Origin of the sequence: Flavobacterium sp. PS2 (assembly GCF_046250155.1) — a bacterium.
Lineage (GTDB): Bacteria > Bacteroidota > Bacteroidia > Flavobacteriales > Flavobacteriaceae > Flavobacterium.
Genome location: NZ_CP176426.1, coordinates 909188 through 924423 on the forward strand (window position 1 = coordinate 909188; position 15236 = coordinate 924423).

A 15236-nucleotide genomic window follows, 5' to 3' on the forward strand; every position below is an offset into this window, starting at 1 on the left:
TGTTTGGAAATCTAGATCCATACCACGCTTATTTCCATTCGGGCATTGATGCGTTTTGAAATAGTGTGGTTCTTGACGATGCGGAACCACTTGCACTATTAACACTTACTTTTTGTACATTTTGTGCTGATAATCCATCATTGGATGTATTTACAAAAATAACTTCGGCTTCATTTGGTGAGAATTTCACGTCTAAATCGTTAAAACCATTCTGTTTTTGAGTTGTTAATTCTGCTGCAGTATTATTTGAACGTGTGTACATGAAAATTCGGGAATCTAATCTTCGGTATGTTGTGTTTTCAAAACCGGAAACGTCTCTTGTAAAAATCACTTTCTGATTATCTATAGAAATGTTTAATCCGCTTGTTGCACCACTTAAACCTGTTTGTATTGTATATAAAACTGTTCCCGCCATATCTATCACATAAATTTCTACATTATATCCTGATCTGTCGTTTACTTTTAATGCTATTTGTGATCCGTCCTGACTCCAATCGCATTCGGATATAAATTTTCCGTTTGGTGTTTGAAATAACTGAATGAGTCCTCCTCCATCTGAATCTATACGATATAGTTTATCAAAGTTTGGATAAATTATCTGACTTCCGTTTGTATTCCAGCAGTAATTTACATATTCCATATTAAATCCTGCAACGGGAACAAAATTTGTAACTCTAAATACTCCAGATCCATCAGGATTCATCGTATATATCTGACTCTGAGAACCATCAGAACTAAGGTACGCAATTTTATTTACACTTAGGTTTTTTCTTGGTCTAAAACTATTAACAGTTGATGATGTTAATTGTAATTGATTTCCTGCTTCGTCTGCGGTGTAAATTACGTTGTTATTATTTATTTTTTTGACAAATAAAAATCTTGGATTTGGAAATGCCAATGTTGTAAATGAATTGGTTACACTATTAGTTGGTTTATTAATTCCATCTGAAACGGCTACCTGCCAATAGTATTTTGTACTATAATTTAAATCTTTTATCGCCAGCGTTTTTGCTTTAAGATCTGGATATGTTTTAATCTCATCGGTCGTTCCATTTTTTAAGGTAACGGTATAAGTTAAAGAATCAGATTCTTTATCGGCTGCTGTCCAGGTTAGATTTAAATTTAACGGTTGGTCTTTTGCATTATCTACTGGAGCTGTTAAAACCGGAATATCTGGCGGTTTGTTGTTTGCTGTAGAAATTTGCAATTCGAATATAATTTGGATAGTTGCATCGGCAGTAACTTTTCCGGGTTCGAATCTGGCAATATAACCGTCTTTTTGAGCCTGAAAGGAGTAATCTCCAACCAACACTTTCTCTAAAGTAAAATAACCATCTTTATCTGTAAATACCGTACTTGTTGCAGGGCTCGAAGATATTCGTACATTTTCGATGGGAGTAAATGTTCCCGATTCGACTACTCTTCCTTTTACAGTTCCACTTGCTCCATCCTCTAGCTGTTCTTCACTACAAGAAATCAAAAGAATAAAACACACTAAAATTCTTAATCCTATTTTCATTTGTAGATTTTATTTTGTTAGACTTTATCGAGTTTATTCGACGAATTTTTTGAATGATATTTTTTTACATCTTTTTTTTCTTGTGATAGTTTTTCGGGAAGTAATATGTTACCCCTAATCCGAAACGCCAGTAATAATCATCCCTGACTCCGCTATCGACATAATCTATCATATCTGTGAAATTTACATTGTATTCTCCGTACAGTTTGAGTCCAAGATTACTTGTTACCAAATACTCTACTCCTCCTCCAAACTGAACTTTGCTATGCCTATTTTCATATTTAGAATTAAATCCTATTCCGCCGCCGCCAAATATGTAAGGCGTAAAGTTGTCATAGGGCAATACCAATAATTCTAGATTTAAATCGAGGGTTGCATACCCAACATCTAGCTTATCTTTATTACCGAGTTTAAAAACATTTGTCGAGGCACTTATATCTAAATTTGGTGTAAAGAAATATTTCACGGCTCCTCTTCCCATTGGTTTTGCAACCGGACTAGGATAATCCCCTTTCATAAGGGTTGCTCCTCCTGCTAGTTCTATACCAAAACGACCTCTTTTTTCGACTAGGTTTCTTCCGTATAGTTGTGCTAAATCGGCTTCGCTTTTTTCGTTGTCATAATTGGCAATAAAATTATCTACCTGGGTTTGTGGGGCATTTACTTCCCACAATTTGTCTTTGATACCATCTACAATAAGTCCTTCGACTGCTTTTTCTATAGCTTCGGTAACGGCTAATTGTATGGGTTCGTTTCGGGTAAATCCTGTTTCAACTTCCAGAAGTCTGTTTAGGTTTACGTATCGAAATAAATTGGCATCAACACTTTGTGATAAAATTGTTTTGGAAACATAAACGGTATTTAAGATTTTACCATTTGATGTTGAAACAAGTCTTAGATAAACTGTAACTCTATCTTGTCTATATCTTACCGAAGCTCCGGCACCAAAATATCTGGCTCCAAATCCTCCTGTAATTATATTTGTGTCATAGGATATAATACCTCCTTCCAGCAAAACTCCGGCAAATAAAAGAGGCGTTAATGGGGCTTCTTTTTCATTGGGTTTGGTAGCATATTCTTGTCTTGTGGATCTAATGATGTTTCTCTCATTAAGCAAATTCCCCAAGTTTTCTCGTTCAATTGGAATAAACCATTTTGAGTCTTCAAGGGCTTTTATCAAGATAGAAGTTGCTCCTTGTGTAACTGCTGTACTAAATGTACTACCTAGTTCTACGGCTTTGTATTGCCCTGTTTGATCCTTGAATTTATAAACCCCTACAACAATTTGTTCTTTGGGTTTAGGGATATTGGTTAATGCCGAGGTAGCTGGTGTATTCTCTCCATAAACAGCTTTTTGTACTCCAACGGGTTGATTAAAATAAGCACCACAACCTGAGAATAAAATAGCTATTAGGACTCCAAAAAGTGATTTTTGATTCATAAGTGATTTTTTATTAACTTATTAGCGATAAAAAATATAAAACTTATTACTAGGAATAAAAATTTAATCCTAATTGTTTCCAGGAACAATTACTTGCGTTTGTTCTCCTGTTTCTATATCCAGGATATCTACAACAAGCCCAAGATTAGAGTCATAAACATCTACAGAGAGTGTCCCAAAGACATAAGATCCCGGTTTTATTCCTCCTCCTGTACCACCAGTACCTATACCTCCTCCTGTACCTGTACCAAACTGATCCTCGAATAATGAATTAGAAAGTTTGTTTAGTAACTGATTGTTAAGATTTTCCTTGAAACGTTGTAAATCTGATTTTTGTTCGAATCCAGTTGTCTTATCTTCTTTGTAGTCGTTTTGTGCTTGCGCTGAACTAAGTAGCCAATTGTAGTTAAACGTATCTCCGCCAAAAGCTGGGTTGATAGGTTTATAGGCCAAATCTTGCGCAACCGAAGTAAAACATATTCCTAGTAAACAAAATAGTAAAGTTATTGTCTTCATTTTGGTATTTTTAGGGTTTAAAAATAACTGCCAAAAAACATTTAATTAATCTATTCGAATGTCAACTAATTAAATGCACAACTTAATACTGAGTGATCAATTTATTTTGTCTTTCGATATTTTTAAAATACTTGAAAATTTTGGCCGAAGATGATTCTGCCATGTATTTTAAAAAATCTTCGTCTGGTCTTGAAATAAATTCATCAATTATTTCTCCATCAACATCTATCATTATTTTAGTTGTTCTCCCGAAGGTTAATTCTTCTCGAACTGTAACGATCTTATGTGATTTGATTTTTAATTTCGAATATTCTGAATAAAAATAATCGTAAAAATCATTGCCCAACTTAGTCTTGGTATCGTTAGAAACTATACCAATCATTTCTAATCCGTCTGTAGGTGTTTGAATCTCTGTTTTAGATTCATCTTTTCCTCCAAATATTACTTTGTCTTTTCCTATTACTGCATTATTATCATCATAAATTAATAATAGAATAATTATTTCGTCGTCTTTAGTAAAATTTACTTGTGTTTTGGAGAGGTTTACTTTTTGAATTGGTTCTAGTGTAACTCTGCCATCTTGTGCATTATTGGATTTATTAGTATTGGATTTATTTACTTTTAAAACTGATAATTTATAAGAGATGTTTTTAAACTCTGCTTTTAAATTTTCTGCAGTTCCGGTAATTGCTAATGAATTTTCGATTTGTTCAATTTCAATTTTTGCTTTTACCTCTGTATAAACCACTTGTGCAAATGTGTTTTGCACTACTAACATCATAATAATTAAAATAATATTTAGATTATATCGCTCCATAATATTAGTGATTGAAAATATAAATAGTGCCTGAATTTCCGGTTTGGGTAATTCTCATTCCCTCTGATATTGAGTTTGAGCCATTATTAAAAATGGTCAGATTATCTCCTCTTTGATTAATCGACATATTTATAGCTCCACTGGAGTATAAAGAAAAGTCGCTTACCATATTGTTATTTCCAGACTGAACAACTGATTGATTAATTTCAGGTGCTTTCTTATACATATTTATATAATTGTCATTACCAATTTGATTAAGAACTACATTGGATTTATTACTAATGATACTTACATCTGTAGCATTGTAAATTCCAATTTGCATAATTTTTACAATATTATTATTTTGAACAAACAGATTTGCATTTTGGTTTCTATAGTCATTATTACTTTCTAATGCTTTTATAGCATATACATCTAAAGGATTTAACTCCTGTGTGAAAGCAATATTTGTAAATAAAAGTAATATTAAATACACTGCTGGTTTCATGACATATTTTTAAAATAAATCTTCTTTAAAAATTTATACCAGTTTCATAAATAAAACTGGTATAAACTGAATTGTAAGCAGAATTAAATTCTACTCTTTTCAAGTAAAGCTTAGTTAGATTGGAAAACTATAGCTCCGTTTGCAATACCTGTTTGAGTAATTGTACTCATGTGGTCGTTTCCTAATTGTAGTGTTAACGCAAAGTTAGCAGTACCATCTTGGTAAACACTAGATGTATTGTCATAACCAAGTTGTGCTGTAATTGCTGTGTTTCCATCTCCTAATTGATAAATATCTGAGGTGTTAAACCAATAAGATTGTACAACAAGTGCATTGTTTCCATCCCCATCTTGTTCAATAGTTGATGAGTTACCTACAAAGAATTGTAATGTTGTAGCACTATTGTTATCTCCAGATTGAATAGTTGAAGCTGAGTTAAATGCTCCTAATTGTACAGTTAACGCATCATTATCATCTCCCATTTGGTCGATTGTTGCCACGTTTGCCAGACCTAATTGTAATACTGTTGCACTATTATCATCTCCGTTTTGATTTACAGCTGCGATATTAAAAATACCTGCTTGTGAAACATCTGACTCATTATCATCTCCAGTTTGACTAACAAATGCTAAATTTGCCAAACCAAATTGTGTAACTTGTGAATCATTTGAATAACCTACCTGAGATACCAAGGCTCCATTTATCCAGCCTGTTTGATCTACATCACTAACATTAGCTTGCGCAATTGCAGCTGTACCAACAAATAGCATCGCGGAGATGCTTAAAACTACTTTTTTCATAATAAATATATTTAATTGGTTATTAATACAAATTATTATGTAGGTTTCGTGACGGGGAATCACTGCAAAATTGTAATTATTGATAGGTTAAATAAAGGGGAAAGTGTGAAGCTTTATTTCTTAATTACGATTCAAATTTAAATAACTTTCTGCTAACGAAATAAATACAACCACCTATTTTTCAATAAGTTAATCATCTTTTCGATGAACTGCAAAACAATAACGATGAAATGCTAATTTTATCTTAAATTGCTATCAGAAAAAAGTTACTTTATCATTAAATCAATATTCAGATTTGAGTTTCATTCTAAAAAATGCATTTTAAACCCCATTTTTGAATTTATTATACAAAAAAGGTCTGGCAAAATGCCAGACCTTTTTATAATGCGCTTTAAGCTCTTATTTTGTAAACAATAGCTCTCTATATTTAGTCAATGTCCAAATTTCATTATCTACAAGTAGCTCTAGTTTATCGCAATGATTACGTATATCCTCAAAATAAGGTTTTACGTTATTACAATATGCTTCGGCCATTTCCTGAGCATCTGTAAGATGGTTTGCTTTCTTTCTCTCGTTTGTCATTGCTTCTACTTTAGAATTAATTCCTTCGATATGTCCAGAAATTTGTTTAATCAATACTATTTGCTCTTTTGCTATAGTAAGGAAATCGTCTCCAAAGATTTCTTTTAATCCTTTTACGTTCTCTATTAATGTATTTTGGTAACGAATAGCTGTAGGGATAACGTGATTTTTAGAAATATCTCCTAAAACTCTTCCTTCTATTTGAATTTTCTTAGTGTATTCTTCCAATTCAATTTCGTAACGTGCCTCAACCTCAACATGGTTCATGATACCCAATTCCGAGAATAAATCTAAAGCTTTTTTAGATGCTCTGGCTTTTAATGCCTCAGGAGTTGTTTTATGATTACTCAAACCTCTTTTGGTAGCTTCAATTTCCCATGCTTCACTATATCCGTCTCCTTCAAAAAGGATTTTTTTAGAAACTTTTATATACTCTCTTAAAACATTAAAGATAGCATCATCTTTCTTCATGTCTTTTAACTCAATCAATGCATCAACTTCTATTTTAAAGTCTTTTAATTGTTTTGCAACAATTGCATTAAGAGTTGTCATTGAGTTAGCACAGTTTGCAGATGAACCTACTGCTCTAAACTCAAATTTATTACCTGTAAAAGCAAATGGTGAAGTTCTGTTTCTATCAGTATTATCTAATAATACATCTGGAATTTTACCTACTACATTTAGTTTTAAATCTGTTTTTTCTTCCGGAGATAATTTTCCAGTTGTTACACCTTCTAATTCAGCCAAAACCTTTGTTAATTGCTCACCAATAAATACAGAGATAATTGCCGGTGGTGCTTCATTTGCTCCTAATCGGTGATCATTGCTTGCTGTAGCAATTGCTGCTCTTAATAGTTCTTCATAATCATTAACCGCCTTAATCGTATTGATAAAGAAAGTTAAGAACTGTAAATTACTCATAGGAGTTTTGCTTGGACTTAACAAGTTTACTCCTGTATCTGTTGCTAATGACCAGTTATTATGTTTACCAGAACCATTTACTCCTTTAAAAGGTTTTTCATGAAATAATACTTTAAAGTCATGGCGTTCTGCCACTTTTTGCATTACATCCATTAATAAACAGTTATGATCTACTGCCAGGTTTGTTTCTTCAAAAATCGGCGCCAACTCAAACTGATTTGGTGCTACCTCATTATGACGTGTTTTTACTGGTATACCCAATAACATACATTCTTGCTCCAAATCTCTCATATATAATAAAGCACGAGTAGGAATAGAACCAAAATAATGATCATCTAATTGTTGCCCTTTAGCAGATGTATGTCCTAACAAGGTTCTTCCTGTCATCATAAGATCAGGACGAGATTCTGCAAGAGATCTGTCTATAAGGAAATATTCCTGCTCCCATCCAAGGGTTGCAGTAACTTTCTTTACATTTTTATCAAAATATTTACAAACATCTGTTGCTGCATCATCAATTGCAGATAATGCTCTTAATAAAGGTATTTTATTATCTAATGCTTCTCCTGTATAAGAAATGAAAACGGTAGGAATACATAAAGTAGTTCCAAAAATAAATGCTGGAGATGTAGGATCCCAAGCTGTATATCCTCTTGCCTCAAATGTGTTTCTTATTCCTCCGTTTGGAAAACTAGAAGCATCTGGTTCTTGTTGTACTAATTGTGCACCTCCAAATTTCTCAACCGGATCACTGCCATCATAAGAAATCTCAAAAAATGCATCATGTTTCTCTGCAGTTGTTCCTGTTAATGGCTGAAACCAGTGTGTATAATGAGTAACCCCTTTAGAGAGTGCCCATTCTTTCATACCCATCGCAATATAATCGGCCAGTTTTCTGTCTATCTTAGTTCCATGCTGAACTGCTCCTTGTACTCCTTTAAATGCATCTGAAGTCAAATACTGCTTCATCGCTTTATCGTTAAATACATTAGATCCAAAAATGGTTGATTTTCTGTCGGTTTCTTCAAACTGAACAGATTTTCTTGTTGAAGCTTCTTTTAAAGCTTGAAAACGTAATGTTGACATGCAGACAAATTTTAAGTTATTATTAATTTAGATTTGATAATAAAGTGCAAATATAATAATTAATCCCCTTTATTATAGCCCCCTTTGTGCATTTTATGAAACTAATTCAAACTACACCCCTGTCTTTTCGAAGTAATTTAACAAAAGAGCAGCTTTTTCGGTATTTATAAAACAATTTGCCAATCGCGAAACCTTGCTCCTTTTCAAAAAAACCACCCATAATTGCGAAATTATTTTTTATCCCCCTCTAAAATTACCTATTTTTAAATTTAGGGCGCAAAAATTAAGCTTATGCAAAAAATAACATTACCCTAAATAAAAACTACCCCCGTTTTTCTAGCAATAAAAAAATAAATATATATTTGACCCAACAAAAAAATCCAAAAAAAAAGAAAAATTAATTTATATTATTATGGCTAAAATAAAGTTAGAGTACATTTGGTTAGATGGATATGAACCAACTCAAAATCTTAGAAGCAAAACTAAAGTTGAAGAACACGAAAATTTTAAAGGAACACTAGAAGAACTTGGTAATTGGTCATTTGATGGATCTTCTACAAAACAAGCCGAAGGTGGATCTTCTGACTGTTTATTAGTTCCTGTTGCAATTTACCCAGATCCTACTCGTATTAATGGATACTTAGTAATGTCTGAGGTTATGTATGCTGATGGAACTCCACATCCTTCTAACGGTAGAGCTACTATTGATGATGATAATGATGATTTCTGGTTTGGTTTCGAACAAGAATATTTCATCATGGACACTAAAACTTTATTGCCATTAGGTTTCCCTGTTGGAGGTTATCCTGCTCCACAAGGTATGTACTACTGTTCTGTAGGTGGGAAAAATACTCACGGAAGAAAATTAGTCGAAGAACATGCAGATTTATGTATCGCAGCTGGAATTAACTTTGAAGGTATCAACCAAGAGGTTGCTTGCGGACAATGGGAGTTTCAATTATTTGCTAAAGGTGCCAAAAAAGCTGGTGACGAAATTTGGATTGCAAGATACTTACTAGATCGTTTAACAGAGAAATATGGTTACTATATCGAATATCACCCAAAACCACTTGGTGATACAGATTGGAATGGATCTGGAATGCACGCTAATTTCTCTAACGAAGTTTTAAGAACTTGTGGAGACCAAGCTACTTACGAAAGAATCTGTGAGGCTTTCCGTCCTGTTACTGCTGAGCATATTGCAGTTTACGGAGCTTACAACGATTTACGTTTAACTGGTAAACATGAAACTGCTTCTATCCATGATTTCTCTTATGGTATTTCTGATAGAGGAGCATCTATAAGAATCCCGTTAATTACAGTACAAAAAGGTTGGAAAGGTTGGTTAGAAGACAGAAGACCTGCATCTAACGGTGACCCATATAAAATTGCTGCAAGAATTATCAAAACTGTAAAATCAGCATTGTAATCTCATAGCTTCATAAAACCAAAAAGTGCCTCATATATATGTAGGCACTTTTTTTATGCCCTTTATTTTTGTAAAAAAGTTTTTACCATTAAGTAATTAAGAAAATTTAAGAATAGTACCAAATCTTAAATTGTCTATCTAAAGGGACGCGGATGATACGGATTTACAAAAGTAAAGTCGCGGATGAAAAACGGATTTTTAAAAACAACAGATAGAAAATCCTTTTAATTCGTGTTTTCGCTTTAGCGAATCCGTTTAATCCGCGTCCCCTTCGCATAGAATTTGAAACTTAGCGACCTTTGCGTATCTGACGCTTCGGGATTGCGCTCTTTGCGGTTAAATTCCCTACCACAGATTAAAACTTAATTTCCCTTAACCTCTTAATGGTAAAACTTTTTTACTTCTCACCAAATCAGCATTTAAAATATTGGAAATATGCTTTTTAGGTATAAAATCAAAAACTATCTTTGTAATTCACTAAAAAAATCGGCTTATGATAGTCTGGATACTTTTTTTAATAGCAATAGTACTTATTCTTGCTCTAGACCTTGGCGTATTTAATAAAACACCACACATTATAAGCACAAAAGAAGCTAGCAGGTGGACACTTATCTGGGTAAGCGTTTCGTTTTTATTCTCTGGCGTAATATATTGGTTATATGGTACTGATTATATCGAAAATCCCGACGGACTAAAACCAGCTGCTGCCGCAATAAAATTCATTACCGGATATCTAATCGAATTATCTTTAAGCGTAGATAATATTTTTGTGATTGCTATTATTTTTGCTTCTTTCAAGATTCCACAAAAATACCAGCATCGTGTTTTATTTTGGGGAATTCTAGGCGCTGTCATTTTCCGCGGATTGATGATTTTCTTTGGCGTTATGCTTATCAATAAATTCACCTGGACAACTTATGTATTTGGTGCTTTCTTACTGTTAACAGCAATGAAAATGTTATTTTCGGGCAAAGAGGAAGATTTTCATCCAAAAGACTCTTTTATATATAAGGTATTAGGAAAAGTAATTCCGATTACCTCTCACATGGAGCATGAAAAATTTTTCACTTTAACTGAAAAAGGAAAAAAAGCTGCCACTCCGCTATTTGTTGCTTTAATAGTAATTGAGTTTATGGACGTTTTATTTGCAATCGACAGCGTTCCTGCAATTCTTGCCATTACCAAAGATCCTTTTTTAGTCTTTAGCTCTAATATCTTTGCTATTCTCGGATTACGTTCGATGTATTTTTTCCTTGCTAATATGTTGGCTAAATTCAGTTATTTAGAATACAGCCTTATTGCTATTTTAAGTTTCGTAGGTCTTAAAATGCTCCTACACGATTATATCGAAGTACCCGAATGGGGTTCACTTACCTTTATCGGACTTTCATTAATTATAGGAATCATTGTTTCATTACGATTAAGCAAAAACAAAGAGAAGATTTCTAAAACAGAAGAATAGAAATATAACAGTTTTTTTTCGAACCATTAAGAGATTAAGATTCATTAAAAATCCTCTAACTCTCTCCTAAATGTAGATGGAACGCGGATGATGCGGATTCGCTAAAGCGAAAACACGGATTAAACGGATTAAACGGATTTTTTAGAAAGTAAAAAAGGGAATCTTACGATTCCCTTTTTTACTTTATTTTTAGATTACAACTTCACTCTTTGAACATTGCTATCATTAATATTATATTTTTTAATAACCTCATTGTAATCTGAATAATCCGCTTTATTAACAGATTTTCCAGTTTCAAAAATATCTGCCGGAACAATTACAATTCTAAAAACCTGCTTTTGAGTCCAATCTGGACTAAGCGTATTTAAATCAAAATCTGCACCAAGAAAAATATTAACTCTATTAATTGTATAATCAAAGTTATAATCAAGAGCTCCACCATCACTCATGTAATAAGTTTGTGGTATTAGTCTCCAAACATCATTTCCAGCTGAAGCACCATACAAATGATAAACTAATACAACGTCATTTTTATAAATTGGTGGACTTAATGGTATTGTCACTGAAAATCCACTTGGATTAAAATTTACTTGTCTTTCAATAACTTCGGAAACTGGTCCTGGTAAACCTTCTAATCCTTCTGGCCCCATTGGTCCTTCAGGTCCTTCGCAACTAGAGAACACTATCAATCCTACTATTGCAAAAAGTGTAATTATCTTTTTCATGTTTTTTTATTTTTTAAGTTATACATAAAGGTATTCCAAAAATCAAACCAAAAAAAATAATATGTACTATTTTCTTGAAAAAAAATTACACAATCACATACAAATCATTAATTTTCAACACATAACATTTAAATCATAAAAGGCTATTTTTTACAATTGTATAGTTTTAATGTACCACAACTCCATTTTTAGCCAATACTTTACTAAAATACAATACATGATACGGCAATGAGTTTTCCCAATATTCCCAAGTATGTGCTCCTGGTCTTTCGGTATAATCGTGTTCTACTTTACTGTAAACCAATCTTCGGTGTAGTTCACGATTCGGTTCAATTAAAAAATCATCTACTCCACAATCAATTATCAATGCCAGTTTATTGGCTTTCATTTTATCAACCATACCAAGTACAGCATATGATGCATATACTTCTTGTGGTGCTCCTTCTTTACCAAAAACGGGTTCCATTAATTTAGTTACCTGTACTGCATCACGATTAAGCATTCCGCCCATATCTACAGCGCCACTCATGCTTCCTGCTGCGCAAAACAAATCTGGATGCTTGGATGATAAATACAATGCTCCATGGCCTCCCATCGAAAGCCCCGAGATTACTCTTCCTTTTTTATCACTAATTGTACGGTAAGTTTTATCTATTTTCTGAATTACTTCTTTGGTTATATAAGTCTCAAACTGACTTCCTTTATTTACTGGACTATCCAAGTAAAAACTAAATGTTTCTCCTTCGGGCATTACAATTATCAAATTGTATTGATCAGATAAATTTTGCACCAATTTTTTATCTGGTGTGTTTTTTAGCCAATCTCCAAAATGTCCGTAAGCACCATGCAACAAATACAATACAGGAAACGAAGCTTTACTTTTGGCATACGAATTTGGTAAAACAACTGCTGCTTTATACGTTTTACCCATTGCAACACTCTCAATTTGTAGCGTATCTACTTTGGCACCATAAGATAAAAGGGAGCTACATAAAAAAACAGCCAACAATATAATTTTAAAGTTTTTCATTTTTTTTAGATAAAGTTTTTTTTTAAGGTTCTAAGAGACTAAGGTTCTAAGATATAAAAAAAGATTCAAAAGCCGTAGAGGTGCAAAGGTTTTATAAAGGGACAAAGGTTTGGATTGAACATACAGCAAACGCAAACTTTTTTCTTCCAAAAAAAGAATCTCCATAAGAAACTGACTAGTTTGTGTCAATTCCTTGCGGAGATTACTCTTATCTCTAAAAAATAAGTTATGTTTATTTTATGTTCAAAACTATTTGACTCTCTTTGACAAAGACGCACTGCGGTGCGTCTCTACAGAAAACCTTTGAGCCTTTTTTAAGCCTTTGAACCTAAAAATCTCAGAACCTTAGAACCTTAGTCCCTCAGCATCTTAAAAAAAATCACCAAATAACCACACGTAAACTATCTGGCTGATACATTTTATCCCCTTTTTTCACATTAAATGCTTTGTAGAATTCTGGCATATTGCTTAAAGGTCCATTTACTCTAAATTGTTCTGGAGAATGTACGTCGGTCATGATTTGATTAATCTTAGACTCATCTCTTCTATTGATCATCCAAGAATAAGCATAAGAAAGGAAATAACGTTGATCTGGCGTTAATCCGCTAATTTTCTCATTATTTTTATACTGAGCCGTTTTCTTAAATGCCTCATAACCTACTACAACACCACCTAAATCGGCAATATTTTCTCCTTGAGTTGCTTCTCCATTAACGTGTTTACCAAGTACAGTAAACTTATTATATTGATCTACAATCAACTTCGTCTTAGATTTAAATTTTTTCAAATCTTCGGCAGTCCACCAATTATTTAGGTTTCCTTTATCATCATATTGGCTTCCCTGATCATCAAAACCATGCGTGATTTCATGTCCAAAGAAAGAACCTCCAAGAATTCCGTATAAGATAGCATCATCAGGCATTCTTCCTTCATAACCAGGAACGATAATATTACAAGCCGGAATCACAATTTCGTTATTACTAGGATTATAATAAGCGTTATATGTTTGTGGTTGCATACTCCATTCAGTTCTATCTACAGGTTTACCGTATTTGTTAACCATATCATTGTAATGCCAAGAATTAGCTTTTAATACATTACTGCAAAATGAACTTCTATCTGTAGAAAGTTTACTCATATCCTTCCATTTATCTGGATATCCAACTTTCATAACGATTTTATTTAATTTTTGTAATGCTTTCTCTTTTGTAGCATCACTCATCCAATCTAATTTCTTGATATGTACAGCAAATACATCACGTATGTTATTACCTATTTCTAGTAATTTTTCTTTAACCCCTTTTGGCATATATTCGGCTACATATACTTGTCCAACTAATTCACCTAAATAGCTGTCTGTTTGCCCAACAACTCTTTTCCAACGTGGTTTTTGAGTACTTACTCCATTCATTACTGTCGAAAAGAATTTGAAGTTTTGCTTCTCAACCGCTGCATTTAAATATTCGGCATAAGAATTTACCAGATTCCATTTAAGGTAAGTTTTCCATTCCTCAACAGGATATGTTTTTAATAACTTATTTAATGAAGTAAAAAACTCAGGCTGACCTACAATTACCGTATCTGCTTTGGCAATACCCAAAATTGGTAAAACTGTTTTCCAATCAATATTTGGAGTCGTTTTGCTGAATTGCTCAACAGTAAGTTTATTATAATTTTTTACTGGATCTCTAAGCGCTTCTAGTTTACGAGAAGATTTTGCCAGATCAGTTTCCAGCTTCATGATAGTTGCAGCGCTTTTGGCAGCCGTAGCTTCGTCTTCGCCTGTAAATTTCATCATCGTTTTAAGATGAATTAAATACTCCTTACGAATAGATTCATTTCGCTTATCGGTATCAAGATAAAAATCTCTTTGCCCCATTCCTAATCCGCCCTGACCAAAAAACAACGCATATTTTGTGCTTATTTTATCGTCTTGACCTACATAAAATGAAAAAGCCGGACTTGTACCAAGAGTTTGTAAATGCGCTATAGAATTTACCAAAGAAGAAACATCTTTTATAGCTGCAATTTTTTGCATTTCGCTATTAAGCGGAGATAAACCCGCTTTTTCGATGGCAATTGTATCCATTCCTGAAGCATAAAAATCACCGATTTTTTGTTTGTTACTTCCTTTTGCTGCTGATTCATCTGCTGCTGATTTTTCGCAAATACTTTTTATTTGTTCATTAATTGTATCCATAACAATCCTCCCGATACCGTTGCTACTATCGGTACTCGGAATTGGATGTTTCTTAAACCAACCATTATTGGCGTAGTTAAAAAAATCATCCGCAGGATTTATTGTTGTATCACGATTGGTTATTAAAGGATCTGGAAATACTGCTGGTTCTTTTTTGCCACAGCTTGAAACAACTATTCCCGTAAGTGTAAATACGATGAGTGTTCTAAATAAATTCATTA

12 protein-coding genes are annotated in these 15236 nt (G+C 33.2%); 2 read left to right on the forward strand and 10 right to left on the reverse strand.

What is annotated here, in order from left to right:
- Window positions 1-28: 28 nt before the first annotated feature.
- From ACJ6WR_RS03810 to ACJ6WR_RS03840, 7 genes are all read right to left on the reverse strand, one after another.
- Window positions 29-1519 carry a carboxypeptidase regulatory-like domain-containing protein gene (locus ACJ6WR_RS03810; RefSeq protein ID WP_039117752.1) on the reverse strand — a complete coding sequence of 497 codons (1491 nt, stop codon included), beginning with the start codon at window positions 1517-1519 and terminating at the stop codon, window positions 29-31.
- 64 nt (window positions 1520-1583) lie between these two features.
- Window positions 1584-2960: a CsgG/HfaB family protein gene (locus ACJ6WR_RS03815; protein WP_409417094.1), complete on the reverse strand. Its 1377-nt coding sequence runs from the start codon at window positions 2958-2960 to the stop codon at window positions 1584-1586.
- Between the two features lie 69 nt (window positions 2961-3029).
- Entirely contained in the window at window positions 3030-3476 is a 447-nt protein-coding gene (locus tag ACJ6WR_RS03820; RefSeq protein WP_039111072.1) for a curli assembly protein CsgF, read from the reverse strand.
- A gap of 82 nt (window positions 3477-3558) precedes the next feature.
- Window positions 3559-4293 (reverse strand): CsgE family curli-type amyloid fiber assembly protein, encoded by a 735-nt coding sequence (locus tag ACJ6WR_RS03825; RefSeq protein ID WP_052259321.1) that lies wholly within the window; start codon window positions 4291-4293, stop codon window positions 3559-3561.
- Between the two features lie 4 nt (window positions 4294-4297).
- Entirely contained in the window at window positions 4298-4780 is a 483-nt protein-coding gene (locus ACJ6WR_RS03830) for a hypothetical protein (RefSeq protein WP_409417095.1), read from the reverse strand.
- Between the two features lie 110 nt (window positions 4781-4890).
- Window positions 4891-5580: a hypothetical protein gene (locus ACJ6WR_RS03835; RefSeq protein WP_086894608.1), complete on the reverse strand. Its 690-nt coding sequence runs from the start codon at window positions 5578-5580 to the stop codon at window positions 4891-4893.
- A 399-nt stretch (window positions 5581-5979) separates the two neighbouring features.
- Window positions 5980-8169 (reverse strand): glutamine synthetase III, encoded by a 2190-nt coding sequence (locus ACJ6WR_RS03840; protein ID WP_039111075.1) that lies wholly within the window; start codon window positions 8167-8169, stop codon window positions 5980-5982.
- Window positions 8170-8581: 412 nt separating this feature from the next.
- Between ACJ6WR_RS03840 and ACJ6WR_RS03845 the strand changes: the two genes are divergently transcribed.
- A complete protein-coding gene (locus ACJ6WR_RS03845) occupies window positions 8582-9598 on the forward strand; it encodes a glutamine synthetase beta-grasp domain-containing protein (RefSeq protein ID WP_039111076.1) in 1017 nt (338 codons plus the stop codon).
- A 493-nt stretch (window positions 9599-10091) separates the two neighbouring features.
- Complete coding sequence (locus tag ACJ6WR_RS03850) at window positions 10092-11060, forward strand: TerC family protein (RefSeq protein WP_409417096.1); 969 nt, start codon at window positions 10092-10094, stop codon at window positions 11058-11060.
- Window positions 11061-11254: 194 nt separating this feature from the next.
- Here the strand turns inward: ACJ6WR_RS03850 and ACJ6WR_RS03855 are convergent, their stop codons facing one another.
- From ACJ6WR_RS03855 to ACJ6WR_RS03865, 3 genes are all read right to left on the reverse strand, one after another.
- On the reverse strand, window positions 11255-11785 hold the full coding sequence (locus ACJ6WR_RS03855) for a hypothetical protein (protein ID WP_409417097.1): 531 nt from the start codon (window positions 11783-11785) through the stop codon (window positions 11255-11257).
- Between the two features lie 166 nt (window positions 11786-11951).
- Window positions 11952-12815, reverse strand: coding sequence for an alpha/beta hydrolase (locus ACJ6WR_RS03860; RefSeq protein WP_409417098.1), 864 nt, complete (start codon window positions 12813-12815; stop codon window positions 11952-11954).
- Between the two features lie 379 nt (window positions 12816-13194).
- The gene (locus tag ACJ6WR_RS03865) at window positions 13195-15234 is read right to left on the reverse strand and encodes a M13 family metallopeptidase (RefSeq protein ID WP_409417099.1); all 2040 of its coding nucleotides are present in this window, start codon (window positions 15232-15234) and stop codon (window positions 13195-13197) included.
- Between the last annotated feature and the right edge of the window lie 2 nt (window positions 15235-15236).